The 21498-nt window shown below is 58.7% G+C and carries 15 protein-coding genes; 6 read left to right on the forward strand and 9 right to left on the reverse strand.

The window, feature by feature from the left end:
• The first annotated feature begins 307 nt into the window (after positions 1 to 307).
• Together HPT29_RS13710 and HPT29_RS13715 are read left to right on the forward strand one after the other, a co-directional pair.
• Positions 308 to 1324, forward strand: coding sequence for a hypothetical protein (locus HPT29_RS13710; RefSeq protein WP_173945012.1), 1017 nt, complete (start codon positions 308 to 310; stop codon positions 1322 to 1324).
• 334 nt (positions 1325 to 1658) lie between these two features.
• Positions 1659 to 2945: a right-handed parallel beta-helix repeat-containing protein gene (locus HPT29_RS13715; RefSeq protein ID WP_259059993.1), complete on the forward strand. Its 1287-nt coding sequence runs from the start codon at positions 1659 to 1661 to the stop codon at positions 2943 to 2945.
• Here the strand turns inward: HPT29_RS13715 and HPT29_RS13720 are convergent.
• Together HPT29_RS13720 and HPT29_RS13725 are read right to left on the reverse strand one after the other, a co-directional pair.
• Complete coding sequence (locus HPT29_RS13720; protein WP_173945275.1) at positions 2931 to 4304, reverse strand: O-antigen ligase family protein; 1374 nt, start codon at positions 4302 to 4304, stop codon at positions 2931 to 2933. The two genes, HPT29_RS13715 and HPT29_RS13720, sit on opposite strands and share 15 nt — an antisense overlap.
• A 7-nt stretch (positions 4305 to 4311) precedes the next feature.
• Complete coding sequence (locus HPT29_RS13725) at positions 4312 to 5520, reverse strand: glycosyltransferase family 4 protein (RefSeq protein WP_173945276.1); 1209 nt, start codon at positions 5518 to 5520, stop codon at positions 4312 to 4314.
• A 436-nt stretch (positions 5521 to 5956) separates the two neighbouring features.
• Between HPT29_RS13725 and HPT29_RS13730 the strand changes: the two genes are divergently transcribed.
• Complete coding sequence (locus HPT29_RS13730; protein ID WP_173945277.1) at positions 5957 to 7546, forward strand: lipopolysaccharide biosynthesis protein; 1590 nt, start codon at positions 5957 to 5959, stop codon at positions 7544 to 7546.
• Entirely contained in the window at positions 7539 to 8912 is a 1374-nt protein-coding gene (locus HPT29_RS13735; protein ID WP_173945278.1) for a phenylacetate--CoA ligase family protein, read from the forward strand. Before HPT29_RS13730 ends, HPT29_RS13735 begins: the two co-directional genes overlap by 8 nt.
• Before the next feature lie 53 nt (positions 8913 to 8965).
• Here the strand turns inward: HPT29_RS13735 and HPT29_RS13740 are convergent, their stop codons facing one another.
• The 7 genes from HPT29_RS13740 to HPT29_RS13770 form a co-directional block, all read right to left on the reverse strand.
• Entirely contained in the window at positions 8966 to 10111 is a 1146-nt protein-coding gene (locus HPT29_RS13740; protein ID WP_173945279.1) for a CapA family protein, read from the reverse strand.
• A 142-nt stretch (positions 10112 to 10253) separates the two neighbouring features.
• Positions 10254 to 11594, reverse strand: a complete 1341-nt coding sequence (locus HPT29_RS13745; RefSeq protein WP_173945280.1) for a polysaccharide biosynthesis/export family protein — start codon at positions 11592 to 11594, stop codon at positions 10254 to 10256.
• Between the two features lies 1 nt (position 11595).
• Entirely contained in the window at positions 11596 to 13407 is a 1812-nt protein-coding gene (locus tag HPT29_RS13750; protein ID WP_173945281.1) for a tyrosine-protein kinase domain-containing protein, read from the reverse strand.
• 687 nt (positions 13408 to 14094) lie between these two features.
• Positions 14095 to 15102, reverse strand: coding sequence for an SDR family NAD(P)-dependent oxidoreductase (locus HPT29_RS13755; protein WP_173945282.1), 1008 nt, complete (start codon positions 15100 to 15102; stop codon positions 14095 to 14097).
• Entirely contained in the window at positions 15099 to 15800 is a 702-nt protein-coding gene (locus HPT29_RS13760; protein WP_259059996.1) for a sugar transferase, read from the reverse strand. Before HPT29_RS13760 ends, HPT29_RS13755 begins: the two co-directional genes overlap by 4 nt.
• A gap of 66 nt (positions 15801 to 15866) precedes the next feature.
• On the reverse strand, positions 15867 to 16979 hold the full coding sequence (locus HPT29_RS13765; protein ID WP_173945283.1) for a DegT/DnrJ/EryC1/StrS family aminotransferase: 1113 nt from the start codon (positions 16977 to 16979) through the stop codon (positions 15867 to 15869).
• 54 nt (positions 16980 to 17033) lie between these two features.
• Positions 17034 to 17750 carry a nucleotidyltransferase family protein gene (locus HPT29_RS13770; RefSeq protein WP_173945285.1) on the reverse strand — a complete coding sequence of 239 codons (717 nt, stop codon included), beginning with the start codon at positions 17748 to 17750 and terminating at the stop codon, positions 17034 to 17036.
• Between the two features lie 736 nt (positions 17751 to 18486).
• On the opposite strand from HPT29_RS13770, the gene HPT29_RS28635 reads away from it, so the two are divergent.
• Both HPT29_RS28635 and HPT29_RS13785 read left to right on the forward strand, forming a co-directional pair.
• The gene (locus HPT29_RS28635; protein ID WP_285892589.1) at positions 18487 to 19683 is read left to right on the forward strand and encodes a calcium-binding protein; all 1197 of its coding nucleotides are present in this window, start codon (positions 18487 to 18489) and stop codon (positions 19681 to 19683) included.
• A 409-nt stretch (positions 19684 to 20092) separates the two neighbouring features.
• Positions 20093 to 21271: an acyltransferase family protein gene (locus HPT29_RS13785; RefSeq protein ID WP_173946848.1), complete on the forward strand. Its 1179-nt coding sequence runs from the start codon at positions 20093 to 20095 to the stop codon at positions 21269 to 21271.
• The last annotated feature ends 227 nt before the right edge of the window (positions 21272 to 21498 follow it).

Here is a 21498-nt window from a genome sequence, read left to right on the forward strand (position 1 = left end):
AGGCAACGGATCCAAGATCTTCTCGTCTCTCATTCAAACGAAGTCCTCTTTGCAACAAACTGCAAAAGGACGTCGTCTGATGAATTCAGGAGCCGAACGCAGATGATCGTTCAGTCCGAAAGCATACCTAATTGCCTCGTCTTCAGAGGAGGCGCGCCAAGGATTGAATTTCTTCTAAACTCGAAGCACTATCACACCAAGTATCCTCCCACGATCAAACTCAGGAGGTGATAAACAGAAGATCGCTTGATTGCAGTGGTGGATAGAATGCCTCGCCTGGAAGATCACCATACGGTTCGGATTTGACATGACAGACATCCGTTTCATCGAAATCGAGCGTATGAAGAGTACACCTGATGACTGGGACGCCTTTGCTATCAGATGCAACGCTTCACACCGAGAATTAGATGGATGGATCTGGTATCGGCAGATCCGAAGCCACGTCCTCTTTCGCGTAGTCAGGTACAATATTTTACTTCGTGAAGCGGGGCGTTCGATCAAGATTGGTCAGTTCGCCATCGGACATGGCCCTCTCAAGAGAATATTTTCGGACGGTCTCCAGCTCCTTCCCGAGTATCGCGACACTTGGGCTGCATGCATGGAGGCGACCCTCCGGACACTGGGACGCGGGCGATATGTCTACGGCTCCGATTGGAGTTTCGAGCCACCGCGAGAAAGCATTTTTGCCTCCATGGCAGGCGTGACGATCACCAGCGTGGAAAAATATATGACGGAAGCGGTAGACTTCTCGCGCTGGACCTCATGGGAGGATTACCAGAAGGCGGTCAGCTCGAATATCCGACGCACTATTAAGAATGCAAAGACAGAATTAGATCCCTTTGAGATCGACATAAGATATGGAGCAAGCTCAGTCGAGATCTTTCCTCGCTTTCATTATTCCAAATTCAGAATGCTGAAGCGCAAACTCCACAAACTGCGAAGACCAAGGCGCTTGAATTTCCTGTTGCTGCTGAATCCTACGCACTATTTCCTTAGAATCCTGCTCTCGAAGCACAGATCCGTCTCAGCCATTCTTTCTCACAAGGGGCAAGTGATCGCAAGCTTCAGCGGGGTTGAGATCGGTCAGACATGCTACTTCTTTGAGGGTGGGTCGGTCGAATCCAACGGTGCAGGTTGGCTCCTCAACATGTCGTTGATGCACGATTTCTATCTGCGTCATCCGACGGGTCGGTTCGTGCTGGGCTGCCTGGACCGAAGCGACGACCAATCACCCGATGGATGGGAGAGCCCCGTGCGCTATCGGAGCCGTGCACGTGTCTCGGGCTTCCCAAGCAGCAGAGTGACGTTCACCTACTCCGCTTAGGTCCGCCCCAGTTGCTCCGCCTCTGAGCGACCGGGATAACTCCAGCGATCTCTGCTGATAATGAGCTCGTTCTCCGGATCAGGTCCAATGCTCCTTCCCATGCTCGGCACATCGTTCGGAACGGATCCGAAGCGCTGCATCGGCAGGAGAGCGGTCCTCCGGCGTCACCGGATGCAATAGGGCGATCTCAAGCGAACCAGTCGGGCTCGCCGAAACATCGCCGCGCAACAAGAAGTAATGTGTATCCACGTAAGTGGAAGCAGTTCTAGCCATTTTAGAATTTGCGATCCGAGCGCTGCAAACTCATACTCCCACGCGGCGAGGAGAGGCATGAATGACGATTTATTACGTGTCGACGACTGGGTCGAACAGCGGGGCCGGCACGGCCGCGCAGCCGTTCGCCTCCCTGCAACACGCCCACAGCCTGGCCAAGCCGGGCGACACCATCTACCTGCGCGGCGGCGTCTACAAGCTCACCACCGGCATCCAGCTCTCCGCCGACGGCACCGCCGCCGCCCCGATCACCATCACCAGCGCACCCGGCGAGAAGGCCGTGCTCGACGGCGCGGCCATGACCAAGGGCGGCGCCGCCGGCTACGTGCTCAGCCTCGACAGCGTGTCCTTCAACCGCGTCACCAACCTGGAGATCCGCAACGGCGCCGAAGGCGGCCTGCTGATCAAGGGCGCGTCCAACAGCAACGTCTTCGACAACCTCGACGTGCACCACAACGGCCGCCTGTCGCAGTGGGAGGGCAAGGGCGTGTCCCTGTTCGGCTCCAGCGCCAACAACCTGCTGCGCAACATCGACTCCCATCACAACCAGGACCTGAACCTCGACAACGCCGACGGCTTCCAGGTTGCCACCACGGGCAGCGGCAACGTGCTCGAGGGCACCCGCGCCTGGGCCAACTCGGATGACGGCTACGACTTCTACAACATCCAGAACGGCACCAAGGCCGGCGCTCTCAAGGTGATCAACAACTGGGCCTGGGGCAATGGCTGGACCGTGGACGGCAAGCCCGGCGGCGACGGCAACGGCTTCAAGCTCGGCGGCGTGCGCGACGGCTCCGGCTCGACCGCCGGCGCCCACGTGGTCGAGGGCAACGTGGCCTTCGGCAACAAGATGAACGGCTTTGACGAGAACGGCAGCAACGGCGGCGTGTCCAAGCTGACGCTCTACAACAACACCGCCTACAACAACGGCATCTACAACTTCTACTTCGATGCCGCGGCCGGGCACGTGTTCCGCAACAACATCTCGTACGGGACCGGCAAGCTCAAGACCACCGGCACGGCCGACCACAACTCCTGGGACCTGGGCGTGTCACTCTCCAGCGCCGACTTCCAGTCGCTCGACAGCAGCTCCGCCGTGGCCGCCCGCGCCGCCGACGGCTCCCTGCCGCAAAGCGCCTTCCTGCACCTGGCCAGCTCCAGCGACCTCATCGACAAGGGCGTCGCCGTCAGCGGCCGCGCCTATCTCGGCGCAACCGCAGACCTCGGTGCATTCGAGGCGAACGTCGCAAACCAATCCAACGATCCACCGGCTCTGCCGCTGGCGGAGATGGTGATCCTGTTCGTTACGACCGCGCTGCAACGGATGAAGATTCTACAATGTCTCTGACACACGCGTTCTGTATGAGAACTGGGCGGGAATGACGAGCAGAGCAAGCAGAAGAAAAAGCGTCGGTTGCGCCTCCAGCCCGCCCGACTTCATCGCCGCGATTAGAAACGCAAGCGCTACACCGAACATCACATGGAAGTACGGGAGAAGTGCCTTCTCGCGCGCACATGCACGTCGGCGGCTCCGGACGAACTGAATGACCGCACTTGCGTACAGGCAGAGATAAATCGACATTCCCGGAAGACCGGTGTCAGTGGAGGCTTCAAGGATCGGATTGTGACTCGGGTAAGTCGCACGCCCGAGCTTGTAGGGATCATTGCTGACCTCTTGGACATACTGTGGAAGCAGTGCCGCACCGTTGCCGATCCCCGCCCCGGTGAGCGGGTGGTCGTAGATGAGGAGCCGGCTGGCATCCCAGAGTTCCGCGCGACCTCCTAAATTCCCTCCCTCACCTTCCATGAAACGCTTGCTCAAGCCCCCCTCCAGAAAAGGAGCGCCGAGCACAGCCCCGATGACGATGAACACGCCGATCATACCCCACGGACGCGTCGGTCTCGAGAATGCAAAGGTTACCAGCACGATCACGACGGCGATCGTACTTCCTCTCGATCCACTCAGCGCCACCAGGACAACGGTGAACAGGACATAGGCGATGCTCACCGTCAGCATGAGCCGGCGCTTCACGCCCTCCGAACGGAAGACGGGCCAGATCACCCCCGGAAGCATCAGAAGCAAAACCATTCCCAATGCATTTTCGTTCATGTTGAGCACCTTGAGCCGGTCCCCAAGGGTGAAGTTGCCCAAAAGTGCAGCATAAATTCCCCCGATCACTATGATCCACGCGTTCAGACGAAGAACACGCATGAGGCCATCCAGCGCTCGCAGAGATTTAATCTGATTTGTAATGAGGAAGATCAGCAAGAATCCAATCGCATAAGCAACCAGCTTCTTACGACCCTCCACGATATCCGGTGCCCAGAGGAGGCTTACGATACCCCAACTCATATAGAGCGCCGTAATGACGCATATCATGTTCCATGTGATGGGTCGGCGATGAGCGACGGTATTCGACAGCCACGAAGCTAGGGCCAGTGCAGTCGTCAGGTGCACGATCGGGTCAAAGATCCTATCGTCGAAGCGGATCCCGGTCGGTGTCAGGTGGAGAAAGAGCGCGATGTAGAGGGTTGTCAGAGGGCGCTGGAACAGAAAATACCCGATCGCTATGCCGCAGAGCCCCGCGGAGAACAGCCAGGGAGCGCGTGGATCGTTCGAGACGAGGAGCGCGAGCACGCCGCCCGCAGACAGAACTAGGAACAGAAGAACGCTTTGAGATCGGAATGCATCGCGAAAGTGAGCCATCGGGCCCTCAAACCGGTCTGTTGGCAAGGAGAGCGACCGAAGGCGTCCTCACCAGATCAGGCACCGCCTTCGTCAGAGCTTCACAGACTGCACCCAGACTGTGCCGTCGAGATACATAGCGCAGTCCGTTTCTCCCGTACTCTTCGTTCAAGGAATTCGTACGCGACAGCATGTGTACGTCCCTGACTAGGTTCTCCACATCTCCGCTACACCGTCCAAGGCCTTCACTCACGATGACACCGCCCGGGTCGACCGTGAGTGATACGACCGGAATTCCAAGGCTCCAGGCCTCAAGCATGGTATTCGGGAATCCCTCCGCGCGCGACGTGTTCACAAGAACCCGGCTTTGGGCGAGGATCTCTCGGACTTTCTCAGAATGGAGAGGACCAAAATACTTGACGTTGCCGAGCCTTGCAATGCGATCCTCCAGCATGCCGAACTCGCCTTCACTCGTCGTGAGATCGCGCCCACCGACGACGGCGAATTCGAGTTCCGGCAATGCAGCTGCCATATCGAGGAAAACGCCAAGTTGTTTCACCGGTCGGATCTGAGCGATCCAGATCGCATCATAGAGGGCCGCGCCGAGCCGCCGTGGGCTGTCCTCGATGGACCGGACGAGATTTGGCACCTGAACGGCGCGATCGCGCAGAGATGGTCCGAGCAACCGCTCCTGGCCTTCGTGCTGAATAGCCAGAGTGTCGGCGCCGATCAGCCCCAGTGCGAACAGAGGGCAATGAAACCATTTCTTGTAGCTATAAGACGACCATATCGAGCAATGCAGGTCGTTCGCCAATGCATAGATGAAGCGCACATTCCGGCGCTGTCGTGCGAACAGGCTCAAGACCCAAAGAAAATCGCTTGGCAGTCGAGCGTAGATGACATCCGGAGCCGCTGCATCCAATGCACGCCACATATGTCTGAGGCTCTGCGCATTTTTCCATGAGGGAGCCGCGTCAATGCAGGTCACTCCGGAGATCACCTCCACATGCCCACTGGCCCGGCCATCGCCGAAGATCAGGCTAACGTCATGCCCAAGACCTGCCAAAGCGGCCGCAAGATAGGCGAGCTGCGCCTCGGCTCCACCGGAGGTGCTTGTATCTCCTCCGAGGACTTTGACTGAGCGATACCCGGGGGAAAAGAAACACCACCGCAATGATTGGCTCCCGATCAGGAGATCACTGCTAGCATCGACCTTAACGACCAGCAACGGATCCAAATAGGTACTCCCGAATTACGGGAGCTGCGATGTTATTCATACCGATTTCACAATGGTTCGGTCGCACGGACTGGATAAACTCGTCGGGTACTCCGAAGCGGAGGGATTGCACGATCGCCCGGTGCGCTATGTTTGGCTGGAGCGCCTTGACGACGGACCCTGGCGTGGCTTGCGGAAGAAACTTGCGCAGCTCTCAACCAACAGTCCAGGCAAGATAAGCATCTGGTCAAGCTTCTTTAGCAGCAAACCTTTCCAGCTCTGCTCCGACAACACCAGATCGTGACGGGAACTGAAAATAGGACCGCTTATGCATGATCGACTTGGCTGATATGCTACGACCGACTTCGCGGCTCGTCTGCTGGACTGACACACGGATCGCCATCGCCGTGTTCAAGGGGAGATCTTCTCATGATGGCGCTTCAACAGGGCGAGGCAGATGAAGTCCGCAGATTCGCTCTCAGATCCGGCGGCCGCGCCGGCCGCCCCGGAGAGAATGCCGTCACAGGATGATGCAAAGAATCGCTTCGCCTTGAATGTAGGCACGAACATTGCCTACGTTGCGGCAAGCACGTTGCTCATGGTTTGGTATATCCCGTTCCTCGTCAAACATCTGGGCATGGCCGCCTATGGCATGATCCCGCTTGCGAATTCGCTCGTGATGTATGCCTCAGTCCTGTCGTCGAGCCTCGAAGTCTCAACCAATCGGTTTCTGGCGATCGACCTGAACCAAGGAAACAACGATAACGCAAATCGAACGTTCAACACCAGCCTGATGCTCTCACTCGTTGCATGCATCCTGCTGCTGGTTCCAGCGGGAGTCATCACCTACCTGTATCCCGTGCTTTTCAGCGTTCCTGCCGGCATGGAGAATGAGACCAGGCTTCTGTTCGCCGGAGCAGTCTTAACGATGCTCCTCTCGATCGTTGGAAGCAACTTCGGCGTCTCGAGTGTCATCAAGCACCGCTTTGACCTCTATAATATCGTGCGCACCCTCGTCATTCTACTCAGAATAGGCATTGTTGCAGTCGCGTTCGCTCTGTGGTCATCCAGCCTCTGGTGGGTCGCGATCGGGTTCATTGTTTCCGCGTGCCTGAACCTGGTTGGAAATGTTCTTCTCTGGAGACGCCTCACTCCCGAACTTCGCATCGATCCAAGAAGCATTGATCGAACGCGGTCCCGCGCACTGATCGATCTTGGTGGATGGGCATCGCTCAACCAGATCGGCGCTCTGTTATTGATGCAGATCGACCTGCTTGTGGTGAATGCATTCTACGGCGCCGATATGACAGGTCGATATGGATCAGTCCTGATCTTCACGACCCTGATACTGACGATGACCACGACTGTCGTCGGCGTGCTGAGCCCAGCCATCATGGCGCGCTTTGCCGTCAATGATATCGATGGCCTCACCCGTATCGCAGTCCGGTCCGTCAAACTGCTGGGCATCGGCCTCGCAATTCCCGTAGGCCTTCTCTGTGGCTTCGGCCGGCCCTTGTTGACCTTGTGGTTGGGCCCCGATTTCGCTGACCTCGATATACTGCTGGTGATCCTTGTCGGTCACCTCAATATAAACTTGGCAGTTCGCCCGCTGCTTTACGTTCTGACCGCGTTCAACCGGGTCAAAGTCCAGGCGCTGCTCACCGTCCTCATCGGCGTTGTAAATCTTGGACTCGCCATCGCACTCGCCCGCTGGGCCGGGTGGGGTGCCGCAGGGATTGCCGCGGCAGGTGCACTCGCGTGGACATTCAAGAACGTCTTCCTGTTGTCCACCTACAGTGCATCCGTGATGAACCTGAAGTGGTGGACGTTCTATGTCCCACTCATAGCCGGCGCGATCGGCACACTGGGTCTGGCCCTGGCGGGGAGGCTTATCACGCAGCTCTGGTGGCCTGCGACATGGTTCGAACTCGGGCTGTATGCCTCCGCCCTCACCCTTGTCTATTGCGCCGTCTCGTACATCTTCAGCTTAGATCATTCCGACCGAGCTTTGATCTGGAGTTTGGCTCGTCGGAGGAACCATGGTTAACTGGCGTCGGCCGATCCTACATCTCTACGACACGTATGTCCGCCGCAATCCAGTTCCAGCCTATGCTTCGAGGTTGAACGAGTTCTATTCCCGGCCTGTGGAGCACCGCCGCGAGGTTCAGTCGAGACGACTCACCGACCTTCTGCTGCATGCCTCCCATAATGTACCGTATTACCGCAAGACCCTCGCACAACATGGGATCGTGCGGAACGGAAGTGTCGATCTCGATCGCTTTCGCGATGTTCCTATACTCACTCGTGACATCCTTCAAACGGAGTTCAACAATCTCCGGAGCGACGACTTGGCGTCACGAGACTGGTATGAGAACAAATCCGGGGGCAGCAGTGGGGAGCCGGTCAAGATCATCCAGGAGCGTCGCTACGAGCAATTAGGGCTCGCGACAGTTGCCATGCACTACCAGTGGGCCGGCAGAAGCCCGGGTGAGCCACTCGTAAAGCTATGGGGATCCGATCGGGACGTCATGGATGGAACGTTGGGATGGCGCAACGAGCTTAGCAATTTCATCCGAAATCAGATCTTCCTGAATTCCTTCAAGATGAGCAGGGTCAACCTGGAGCGGTATGCAAACTCCATTCGGAAGGTCCGTCCAGTGGTGATCGAAGCGTATGCGGAAAGTATATACGAACTAGCCCTCCACATGAACGGCTCCGATATCGAGGATGTCGGCATCCGGTCCATCATTACAAGTGCCGGGACATTGTTTCCCTTCATCCGAGACGAAATCGAGCGAGCATTCGGCTGTCCTGCTCTGAACCGATACGGGTCACGGGAGGTCGGGAGCATCGCAGCGGAACGAACGGCAGGCGCGGGTCTGGAGGTCTTCTCATACACGCACCTCGTCGAAGTCGTCGATGATGACGGGAGGCCATGCGGCCCCGGCGAGGAAGGAAATGTGCTCGTCACCTGCCTGACGAACTTCGCAATGCCGATTATTCGCTATCGGATCGGCGACCGGGCACTCGTCGGCGACGTGGCTCCGACGCCGATCCAGTCCATCGAACGTCTCCTCAATGTCACGGGGCGGAGCTCAGATGCGTTCGTTCGCGACGACGGTTCGACTGTTCCTGGAATCTTCTTCATCCATTTCCTGGGTATCGTGCATCAGGCAGATTGGCTGAAGAAGGTCCAGATCATCCAGCAAGACTACAATAAGATCCTCGTCAGAATGGTTTTGGCGGCACCGCCTCCCCTGCCCTCGTTGGAAGAGATTCGTGCATCACTGCAGCAAATAATGGGCGGCGATTGTCAGGTCGAGTTCGAAACGGCTGACGATATTCCGCCTCTGGCATCGGGAAAGTACCAGTATACTCAGTCGCTTGTCCCGCGCTCCGGGCCACCCGGCTGATATCGGCGCTCGAGCGAAAATGGTTCATCGGGCGCTTTCGATCTGTCTCGCCCCTATGAGGGGTGTTGCGTCGCACGTCGGATTCCCGCGAACTCCCGCTGCAATCGCCTGTAAGCTCGTGAGGCGAGATCCCTCATGCTCCAGTCCCTATGGATGGGAGGCTTGGAGTAGTAGTAGGCGACGACGCCGTTGTGGAGCTTGCAATGGAATACGGGCTCCTCAGTCCGCCGCAGCTTTCTAGCATTCCAGGCGAGCCATCGTTCGAGGCGCGCGTTGATGTGCTTCAAATTTGCGAGAACATTGGGCCCGTCTTTGATCGACGGCGCCTGATTTCCCTCCCAGCCTGTGACAAGCAGCTCGACCAGCTCCAGCTTGCCGGCGCGGATCTCGAAGACTGGGACGAGTGACTCGCGGTTGGGCGCTGCATGATTGATTTTTACGTTCTTCACAAATCGTCCGTCCTGAAACGATCGTGCATCGACGGGCGAGAAGAAATAGTTTCCGATTCCATGGAAGATCCAGCAGTCCTTATATTTCTCATAAGTCTGGATAACGTGAGCATGGCAACCGACCACCGCGTCGGCACCGGCGTCGATCGCGAGCCGGCCCAACCGGACTTGGTCGGGAACCGGGTATGGCGACTGCTCGCACCCCCAATGAAGAAATACGATAACGAAATCTGCTTCTTTCCTCGCCTTGTTAATCGCCCGCCGAAGGGTTTGGACGGATATGGGTGGGATACCGGGCTCCGTGTGCGTCGCAATGCTTTGACTGTTTGTCGTCAAGCAGCACAGAGCCACGATGCCGACCTTGCCGACTTCGCTCTCGATAATGCAGGGGTCGAGCGCCTGTTCAAGAGAGTTTCCATAGCCAAGCGTCTTGATTCCGGCTTTTTCCAGATTGGCGACCGTGTCTTTCAACCCTGCAACGCCGGCGTCCCCAGCATGGTTGTTCGCGACAACCGCAACCGAGACAGGCTTCAGCTGCTCGGCGAGAGCCGGACTCGAACATAACGTCGCCCACTTGAAGGGATGCGGGCTCGGCCTCTCACTCAGGGCGAACTCAACATTCGCGACGATCAGTCCATCTGGGCCTACTCGGTTCCTGACATCCCCGAAAAGGTCGAACCGCTCGTTTTCTTCCCTGGATGCAAGCACTTCATCAGAAAGATACACATCACCAAGAAACGCCAGCCTCATAATTGGAATCCTATTGCCACGACTATCTGATTGCGATCCTGCGCAGAGTCCGCATGAGGTAGGGGGATCCAACACAGCGGAGCGTTGACGGGACTTGGGTCAATTGGGCGGCCAGCGCTTGCAATGACGGGCGCGGCCCTCGTCAGTTGACCGAGGCGGCTCGCGCCCCGGTGTATCTCACCCTGATCTCGACGACGTCGCTCGGTGCGATTTCCGTGTCCTCGTCGGCGTCCACGCGCACAGTCTCACCGTTCTGCTTGCGATAGATGACAACATCGATCGCCCGACGCCGCTCTCCGCCGTCCAATTGCTCCAGCGACTCTCCGGCCATCACAAGCTGTTCGCCGAGGGCATCAAGTTGGGCTTGATTCTGTGCGAGTTGAGCGATCGCGTCCTGAAGGTCCTGCGGCAGCTTGAGCGTTTGAGGGTCATCGCTCTCAAGACGCCTTTGCGCTTCTTGCCTCGAAATCTGTGCTGCCGCCAGACGGGCTCTCGTGTCCATCTCGCGACTCTTGATGAGAACTGCCGCTCGCTGCTCGTCGGTAACGCGCCCTGAGGCAGCCAAGCCTCTCCGTGCGAGATCTGCGACCCGGTCAAGCTCGCTGACCTGCTGGGCGACGGCCTCCTGGTCTTGCTTCTGGCCTTGCTCGAGGGCAGCGACCTGGCTGTCGGCTAGCTTAACCGACGTGCTGAGATGCTGCTTCTCCTTTTGTTTATCCTCGATGCGCGACTTGAGACGGCGAATCTCGATCTCGGCAATTTCCGACAACGCTTTTTCGAGCGGAGCATCTACAGCTCCGGCTGGAGCCGGCGACCTCTGATAATGGGGATCGATGTTGATCTCCGCCTTGTTCTGCAGTTCGGCCCGCAGGCCCGCGACCCTGACTTGGCTCTTGGCGACGTCGCCCTTCAGAGCCCGGTACCGCCCCCGCAATTCGGCAACGGCCAGCGGAGTGATATTGGCGGCCTGCAGCGTCGAATAGCCTCCGGCGATCGCTATCGCCTGTCGCACGGTACTGCCGGAGCGATAGGGATACGCACCAGCTCTCATCACGTCGCCTTGTATATAGAAGGGTCTGGCCTCTACAAGCTGCACCGCGATATCGGTGCTTCGGATCGAGCTGCTTGTCGTGAGCATGCCCGTTACGGTGGCACGGAGTCGCGACAGTGAAACACCGGCCGCTGGGACCTCGCCAACGAAAGGAATCACGATGTTCCCGTCGACATCCACGGTCGTACGGCGCGTTATCTGCTCATTCTTGCCGAAGACGGAGACTTCGATCACATCCCCTTGGTCAAGCACGTATTGCGCCCGCGCCTGAAAACATACCAGTGCTGTCGAGACCAATGTCAGTAGACGCAGTCTTGCCTTCCATGACTGCCATGGTTTCCGTTTCGACGCACGGAAAGAGATCATCGATTTGTCGCCCGTGCCGATGTGGATGCGCGCGGGCTGAGCAGCTCTCGGAGCCGGTTCGGACATTCTAGCCTCCGTTTGCCATGACGTTGAATGCCGTGAAGACGCTGCCGTCCGTGACGCGGCGTATATGCTTCAAGTTCGCCTGAAGGTCGGCCGAGCTGGTCCTACCAGCACTGACAACGTAGAGGACGTAGTTTGCCGACCCCAACAGGAGCAGCCCCTCCGCGTTTTCCATTACCGGGGGCGCAATCAGGAGGACGAGGTCGTAGTCCGCCTGCAATTTCCGTACAACCTCTGACATTGCTTCCACCCGGAACGCGCGCTCCGTGGATTCATGCCCTGCTCCTCCAGCGGCGATGATCTTGCAGGTCGAATCTGGATCGCTTTGGATGACGTGCTGCTTGTCAGCCGTGCCGATCAGGAGATCTGTGAAGCCGAACTCATTGTTCAAGCCGAGCATTCCGTCCAGCTTCGGTTCACGTATATTGCAGTCCACGATCACGACACGGGCTCCAGCAGATGCAGACACGCGTCCTAGAGAGAGTGCCAGTGTCGTTTTGCCCTCGTTCGACTCCGTGGACGTAATCAGCACGGACCCGAGTCTCGTGCTCCTCGTTGCCAGCGTAAAGTTATAGTAGAGCTTGCGGATCGCTTCCATGTAGAGCGAACCTGACTCCGTGAGCGGACCCTTGATCAGATTGATAAGTGCCTTCTTTCGCCGCCATTTCATCTGGGGGATTGAAGCCAGATTAGGAGCGGCCGTTGCCTGTTCAAGTTCACCCTCGGTACGGATCCGGCGGGTTCGCACTTCCCGCAGATAGGCGACGCCGAGCGCAAAGGCGAAGCTGAACGCGGTACTCACAACAACGCCGACCGTTCCGAGGAGCATTGCACCCGGGAAGTCAGGATTACGAGGCGGACGAGCGGCCGAGATGAGACGAGCATCGACGCTCACGCTGTCTCGCTGTTTCTCAAGCTCATGCAGACGAGCCTGTGCATCCTGGTAGTCTTGGCGCAGTCCGAGTTGCTGGCCGGAGCTCTTGAGCTCAGCGTCCAGTTCGCTCAACCGAGTCTTCAGCATCGCCTCGACCTGCTCGACCGCCCTCAGCTTTGCAGATCGCTGCTCCTCAAAGTATGAGGCTGCATACGCGTTGGCCACGTAGGCAGCGAGAACCGGGCGAGTGAATGTCGATTCGATGGCGATGACATCGGTCAGGGCGCGCCGCCGGATTTGAACGTTCTCCTTGAGAGCTCTCAATCCGATAGCTTTGCTCCGCGGGAGTGGATCCGGCATGATAGAGTCTGGAGTGCCGCCCAAAGCGAACCCTTGACCGGGCGTGGCAGGGCTCGACCCATCGTTCGACGGACCCAAGACCGAGGCGATGAAATCCGACAGAGGTTGAGTGACTGCGGACATCGCGACCGAGAACTTGCTTGGCTCCGGCGAGAACTCGGGCGGCAGTGTCGGGCCGAGCTTCTCGAGGACGCGAAGGGCCACGTTCTCTGACTTCAGAATTTCAACCTCCGCGTCAGCATTGAGCTGCGGCAGGTTCCGGAGGTCCGGCGTCGGCGTCGCAAGCAATCGCGACGCTCCCTGGTCCAGAATGATCACTGCGGTCGCGGTGAACTTGTTCTCAAGCTTCGAGAACCCGATGACGGAGGCCAAACCCACGAGAAGGGTGAGTGATACGACCAGTCGGATGTGCCGACGCAGCAGGTCAGTAACAACAGACCAGAACTGTGCGAGATCAACGCGGTCCTCATCTGCCGAGCGCGGTGGCGATGCGGGCGAGTGCACCCTGGCGGAATCGGCGGAGGCGGCACCATGATCGGCGTGATTATCATCCATCCCGAGGTCCGGAGCGAGCCTGCTCACGGTACTGCTTCCGCGCAGGGGCCGCATGGTCACATCATATTTCATTTGCATTCCTGACTCGGCGTCTGTTCGTCGTGCCTACATGGTACCGTCCGAAAGTCTCCGATCCTCCCGTGCGGTCGAGCAGGTTCAAGCAATGAGTATCATAGGCCGTCGAACATGAGGTGCGAGTGTCTCGTACCTACCTCGGACGAGGGATGCTCGGGAGAGAATTTCTCTTCATGAGCCTCGTGCGAATGCTAAGCTGTTCTTCTGCCAACGACGTTCTCTCGCGCTAAACCGTTCGATTATCGGCGTTTCGGACCATCAATGGCGTTGCCCGGCCGCCCTCTCAGCGTTAAACTTCTCATTTGTAACGCTCCTCCGCATGGGCGATTTGGTTTATCATACCGGCGGGTCAGTTCTACGATTTGGAGGTAGGCAGTCCACTTGGTGCGCTCACGTTCCTGCTGCACCTGCCGTTGGTCCCGCCACCGATGTCAGCCGCTGAAGGTCGCGCTTCAGTCCGGCCCTGACAACGCAGTCGAGGGCTGCCAGTGCTCTGCTGAGCGAAGCGGTCCAACTCGCACTGGCTTCAGCACGGAAGTTGAACGCAAGGTGCCTGCGGCTGACGGCGGGATGGCTTGAGACTGGTTGCCACGTCTGTCACGGACGCAGCAAGCCCACCGCTCGTCCCAGCATCCCATGCTAGGTGATGAAACTGAGTTCGCGCCGGACACGGCCGCTGTCGAGTCGCTCCCTCCACCAGCCGATCGTCTGCTCCAATCCATCCTCGAGGGCCGTCCGAGGGCGCCATCCCGTCAGCTGTTCCAGACGAGAGCTGTCGGCGAGCAGAGCGCGGACCTCAGAGGCTGCGGGCCGGAACCTCTGAGAATCCTCGACCACGGGCTTGGAGCATCGCGTTGTATCGACGATGAGCGATATCAGGTCCGAAACGGCGACAGCTCGGCCACTCCCGGCATTGTAAGCTCGACCGTACTCGACCTGCGGCGCCTGACCGACTGCCATGAAGGCTGCGGCGGTGTCCTTCACGAAGGTCAGATCACGGACAGGGCTCGTGTCGCCCACGAGAATGGCCGGACAATTTGGATCGAGAGCTTGCCGGATGAGCGTCGGGATGATCGCACGTTCGCTCTGCCGCGGGCCGAACGTGTTGAACGGACGAAGGATTACCACCGGGAGATCGAACGACCTTGCGAATGCCTCGGCCATCATATCCGCGCCGATCTTCGAAGCCGAGTACGGCGATTGACCTTGAAGGGGATGACTTTCTGTGATCGATGAATCGAGGACCGTGCCGTAGACCTCACTTGTCGAAGTCTGCACGACCCGTTGCGTGTTCCATTCCCTGGCCGCCTCGAGAACATTCAAGGTGCCGATGACGTTGGTCTCGACATACGCTTGCGGCATGACATAGGATTGCGGGATCGCAATCAGCGCAGCCAGATGAAAGACGACATCTTGGCCTTTGACGATGCGGTGAACCAGCGCAGGATCCCGAATGTCGCCCCGAATGATCTTCAACTTTGCCCTGGTGCTCTCCGAAAGGTCATCCAGCCATCCATGGCTGTCGAAGGAGTTGTACTGACTGAGAGCGGTGACCTTTGCGCCCTGCTCCACGAGCGCTTCGGTCAAGTGGGATCCGATGAAGCCATCTGCGCCTGTAACAAGGACCTTTACATTCTTATAGCTCACAGGTTGCTCCTCTCAGGCGTAACTGTTTCCAAGGATTTGTGCGCGATATTGGCGGCATGGAACTCCATCCGGCTCTTGACCTCGGATGAAGAGAGAACAATCGACGAGGCGCGTCTGAGAACGGCGATTGCAGCTTTGAACATGCAGGCGATGTCAGTCGTCAGAGTGCGCCTGCTATAGTACTGCAGGTCCATGTCAGCTTTCATCGGGAAGAGAACCGCACGGTAGAACGCTCCTGGATCCGGGTGTCCGGTATAGAGATCGCTCTCGTTCCTGAAGGCGATCTGTGTCGGACCTACGATGCCTGGCTTGTACTTCAGCACTTCCATGTACGGTCCTGAGAAGCAGTCAGCGAAGGCGAAGGATTCCGGCCTCGGACCGACGATTGCCATATCTCCTCTGAGAACATTCAGGAATTGCGGAACTTCGTCGAGCTTCGTCGCCATCAGGATCTTGCCGACCTTTGTCGAACGATCGTCGTTCTCCAGCGTCAGAGGAGATCCATCCGGGCCGCAGTCGCAGCGGAACTTGCGGAACTTGTACATGCGAAACGGACGCCCGTTGTGCCCGATCCGCATTTGCGAGAACAGGATCGGACGTCCTGTCTCGAGAGCTATGGCAAGCGTGACGAGAATGATTACCGGACTGAGGATCACCAGAGCCGATAACGATATGACGATGTCGAGAAGGCGCCTCACAAGTTCAGCTCCTTTGCGGATTTCGGAAAGACCACCTGGACTGTTGGGGGCAGCCGACGCCCTCACCTAGCGGCGAACGGAGTCCGCCAGTGATTGGACGATCCTTTCGACATGCGCCTCCTCAAGCCTCGGATGGAGCGGAAGTGTGAGTTCACGCCTCGTGTAATCTTCCGTTTTCGGAAGCCTGACTGACGGATAGCGTTCCTTGTAGATCGCCAGATGATGGACTGGCGGATAATGGATCGTGGTCTGGATTCCGTCCTGCCTGAGGCCTAGGATGACGTCCTGTCTGTTCGTCTTATCGGGCAAGACGACAGGCATGATATGGTAGGCCGAGCTACGCTCGTCGTCGAAGGGAACCACGACGTCCGGAGCGTACTCGCCGAGCATCTTTCGATACAATGCGGTGAGCCCCTTCCTTCGGGCGTTCCACACGTCAAGGTGGCGGAGCTGAACCAGTCCTAGAGCAGCTCTCAGCTCGTCCATACGGTAGTTATAGCCCAGCATCGTTACGTCGTAGGTAAGCGTCGGGTTGGACACGCGCTGGAACGTGCCGCTCGTCAGCCCATGACCGCGCAGTTGCCGGATCCGTGCACGCAGTGCATCGTCTCCCGTGACAACGGCGCCGCCTTCCGCCGTCGTCATGTTCTTGTTGCCGTAGAAGCTGAAGGCTGCGGCAACTCCGTAGGTTCCGGCCTCGGGCAGACCGGTCGCATGGGCAGCATCCTCGATCAGCATGAGGCCGCGCCTTTCGGCGAATTCCCGCCACTTCTCACGATCCGGCAGGTATCCGGCATAGTGCACAAGAACCACCGCCTTCGTTCTCGAGGTGCACTTCGCTTCCGCGTCCTCCAGCGACATGAGCGGAACATGGTCGGACTCGATGTCGACGAAAACCGGCGTCGCTCCCACGTAGAGGACACAATTCGCCGTCGCGACGAACGTCAGCCCTGGAACCAGAACCTCGTCACCCTCCCCCAGCCCGAGAGCCAGCATGATCAGATGAAGGCCGGCGGTACAGGAGCTCACCGCAACCGAGTCCTCCGTTCGATGGATGTCGGCGAATGCCCGTTCGAACAGCTGAACTCGTTCTCCCATGGTGATCCAGCCGCTGTCTATGACATCCGTCAGCGCCGCTTTTTCTTCGGGTCCAAGGATAGGCTCTGCTACAAGCAGCATGTTTGTCTTCCTGATCGCTGAGTTGTCGTGGCGGAGGATCTGGTTCGTTCTGGCCTAGATGGCGGCAGCCTGGTGTGACGGTACCTGGCCATCCCAGTCGATTTCCTGAGCTTTATGGAAATCATCGACCCGTCCGATATCGAGCCAGAGACCGCTATGTCGGAACGTATGGACCGGAACGTTCTTCTGCATCATGCAGAGCACGAGATCGTCGAAGCCGAAGGGCGTGCCGTTCGGTATGAACGGAAGTACATCCGGTTCCATGCAGTAGATCCCCATGCTCACGTGATTCACGAGCGTCGGCTTCTCTCTGAATTGCACGACCACGTCGCCAACTTCGTCAATCACGCCGAAATCCAGCTTGGTGGGTCTGGCCGTTGTCGCGATCGTCAGAGGGCCACCGTGCCTCCGGTGGCTGCCGGTGAACGCGCTCAGGTTGAGATCCGTCAGGATGTCGCCATTCAGCACCAGGAACGTGGTGTCGAGCTTCTCGCGCAGCAGAGACAGCGCGCCGACGGTTCCAAGCGGCTCGATCTCCTGCGTGTAGATGATGTTGATGCCCCACTGCTCTCCGTTCCCGCAGAAGCTCCGGATCAGATGTCCGAGGTATCCCGTGGTGATGTAGATTTCTTCGATGCCGCTGCGGCGAAGCCAATGGAGCAACAGCTCGAGTACCGGGCGCGCGCCGATCGGCATGAGCGGCTTTGGCAGGACTGACGTATAGGGTCGAAGACGGGTTCCTCTGCCACCTGATTGAATGACTGCCTTCATGCCTCGTCTCCTCCGGATAGACCGATATTCAACCAGCACAGCAGGCGAAGCCAACGCGAGAAACGGCACCAAATTCTCTACGCCTGAAATACCATCAGTAATTTCGGCCGCGATTTTCCTTGCGCCCTACTGTCTGGGATCTTATTCAGACTAATGAACGCAGCCCCGAAAAGATACATCTATGAGTAGTGATGGCGGCTCTCTTAGGGAGTACCAAACCATTTACTTTTGCTCATTCTGGGGAGGGGGCGCGATTGCTGTTTCCCGGAAGTACGAGCGCGGGAAATCGGGCGCGGCATCGCCGAGTTTAATCCTGGCCTTGAAGGTGCAATCCACTATCTGCAGGCCCTGTCGATCGAGCTCGCAAACCGGTGGGCGAGGCCGCCAGAGGAAGCCAAGCATGGGACATGTTGGCTCGCTGGCATGACCATAGACCTGAATTGTATCGGCGAGGTGCCGCGGATTACGCATCCGCCTGCCCGCCGAGCTTCGGCGCTGTTCCGCCACAGCATCCGCCTATGTCGGCCAGCTTCCGTCCCGAGCCGATGCGAGCTTGAGGATGCCTAAAATCAACCGCGACCGAGAAGGACGTTCTTTGACGCGACACCGGGCATGAGGGCAATCCGATTTCTCAGCAGGAATAGCCCGGAGAGCCACGGTGGTACGCCGCCGTAGGTATGTCGCGACGACTAATTGAGGCGCAATGTTGTCAGAACATCGCGGGAGGAACTTCTCAATGACAAGTATTGTCGCGTCAGCGGAGTTAATCGGCTTTGACGGCAGCCGAAGCATCTACCGGGTCGATCTGAGCCAGCTTCCCTTCAGCACCCTTCAGGCCATCTCGCTGGTCGATGACGGCGTCCGGTCCGGCGGCACCGGCGGATCATCGGGGGCCGACATCGACTTCGTGGCGATCTCCGACGTCAATTACCCCACCGCGAAAGAGTTCTTGAAATACTTTGCCGGAGGCAGCGGCTTCGACGCCAGTGTGGTCTACCATCCGGGCTACCTCGCGCAGTGGGTTCTGGGTGATCTGGGGCCGTGGGACAGCTCGCACCTGTTCGGCACCGTGCCCGGCAACGTCTATGACCCGGCCATCGCCACCCTCGGCCTGGCCGATGGGGACGCCAACGGCAGCAAGGGAACCCTGTCGCTGGGCGAGGCCGGGCAGGTGAGCCTCCTGCTCAACAGCCCCGTGCCGACCGGCGCCGGCAGCCCTGCCCAGCACTACCTGTACTTCGCCGATTACGGCAGCCGCGGCCAGTATGCCGACACGGTCAAGGTCGTCCTGTCCGACGAGCGTGCCGCCCTGCCCTGGTCGGGCGGGCTCACCCTCACGGGCGACGAGCGCAGCGAGACCATCGCCCTGGGCCGCGGCTCCAATGCGCATACCGGCCAGGGCAACGACCTGGTGTCGGGCCTGGGCGGCCACGACACCATCCTGACGGCGGGCGGCGACGACTGGCTGTTCGGCGGCGAGGGCAACGACCGGCTCTCCGGCGAGGCCGGGCGCGACCGGCTCTCGGGCGAGGGCGGGCAGGATTGGCTCTCTGGCGGGGCCGGCAACGACTGGCTGCACGGCGGCGGCGGCGGCGACATCTTCGTGTTCGACACGCGGCTCGGCACGTCCAGGACGGACCGCAAGGTGGCGTTCGACACGATTGCCGACTTCAACGTGAAGGACGACACGATCTGGCTCGACAACGCGGTGTTCAGGAAGCTGGGCAAGGGCTCGGAGCTCAGCCCCGGCCGGCTGAACAAGGCCTATTTCGAGATCGGCAAGGCCGACGACCGGAACGACTACCTGCTCTACGACAAGAAGACCGGCATTCTCTCCTACGACGCCGACGGATCGGGCAGCAAGGCCGCCGTCGAGTTCGCAAAGCTCGGCAAAAACCTCAAGCTCACTCACAAGGATTTCATGATCATTTGAGTCGAGGCGCCGCGCACGGCGTGCCATGGAAGCAATCCGCTCGACGATCGGGCGTGCCGTAACCCAGGCGAGTTACCGACGAAATCTTACGTCGGCGCCTTGTCATGACGGCACTACCACTTCTGTCCCTTTCCTGCGGGTTGTGACACCGGAAAGCGGGATCTAACATCCTGAGCGTTGTGTTGGCGAACGACCCTTGCCGGGTAGTTCCGCGTGCGCCGAACCAGATCTGCCATGTCGAGTCGAGATCCGCCTGCCGTGAAAATCGGCTGCGGCGGTGGATCGTTGTTCACGTGACGAGTATTCACGGTAGTGTGAAGGGTTCGCCGCAAAGGGTCCGTCCTCAATCGCCGCTGTCGATGACATAATGTCTTGATCGCGGCGCGCAATGGATCGTGGAGGATCAGACATGAAGAGCCCGGACGAAAACCTACGCGAGCAAATCGACATATTGAGATTCCTGCTCGTGTTCGGACTTGTGTTCCTGCACTACGGTCGATTCCCCGGATATGACCACAATCCATGGGAAGGACTGGTCCCAACCGATCATCCGGTCGCGACGTTCACGAACTCGTACTTCTATTTCCTCTTTCTGAGTTCGGTGCCCCTGTTGAGCGCGATCTCGGGATATCTGTTCTTCCGGGAGGTCGATCACTCGGCGGCCTTCTATCTGAAGCGCTATCGCAGCCGGACCCGCTCCGTGCTCCTCCCCATGATGTCCTGGAACGTGATCTCCCTGGTAGTGGCCGCGACCGTGCTCACGATCTATCCGAACTACGGGAAGATTCTCGCTTATGACGTCTTTCATCTGAGATGGCAGGACATCATCAACGCGCTCATCGGCTTGACTCAGAATCCTGCGAACTTCCAGTTCTGGTTTCTGAGGGATCTGTTCCTGACCGTCCTGTGCTCACCGATTCTGGCCTTCGTCATCAGGCGTGCTCCCTGGACCGGGTTCACAGTTCTGTGCGTGGTATGGCTTTTGAACTTCAACGCGTGGCACGTTTTCCATCGCCCTGATGTTCTCTTCTTCTTCTACATCGGCGCGATGGCGCGGCTCCTCAACTGGCCGGTTGCAACGATGGTCACTCCGCGAGCCGGGATCATCGCCCTGGTGGCATTGCTGGTCCTCGTCGGCATACGGACGCTCGCTCCGCTTTTCGTGCCTGATGATCTGCCGGCGCGCGAGGCCTTGCTCAACCTCTGGAGCGACGGGCTGCGGTTGCTGGGAGTCGTCGCATTGTGGGGCGTAGCACCTCTGCTGGTCTCGACCTACGTGGGTCGAATGATCGGAAAGGTCGCGGCGATCGCGTTCTTCCTGCATGCGCTTCATTGGCCTCTCAATCAGTTCATGAAGGCCTGGTTCGTCCGTATGTTTCCCGATCACAGCGACTTTACGTTGCTGATCAACTTCTTCGGAAGCTCGATTCTCTCAGTCGCCCTGACCATCGTCGCCGCATGGGTGCTCAACGCGGTCGCCCCGTCGGTCTTCGATCATTTGAGCGGTGGACGGTCGCGGCTGTGGAGCGCGGCGCGCAATCGCGTCAGCAGGCCTATGGCGGAGAAAGTTCCGCAAGTGGGCGTCTGACGAGGCCAGTCATGAATTGGGGAGGCGGGCGGGGCTCTCGCCCGCCTCCGTTTCGTTGCAAGGCATTCGGCTAAGGATCGCGCCAACGGCGATGAGAAAGACGGGCTTGGTCAGCCGCAGGAACGCACGACCCATGGCCGTCGGACACCGGCCTGATCCTTCCGCCGAACTTCGCCTTCAATCCAAGGCTAGTCCGCGCAACGCGAGACCTCGCCGGATGCCCTCCC

Source organism: Microvirga terrae, assembly GCF_013307435.2.
In the GTDB taxonomy this organism is placed as follows: Bacteria; Pseudomonadota; Alphaproteobacteria; order Rhizobiales; family Beijerinckiaceae; genus Microvirga; species Microvirga terrae.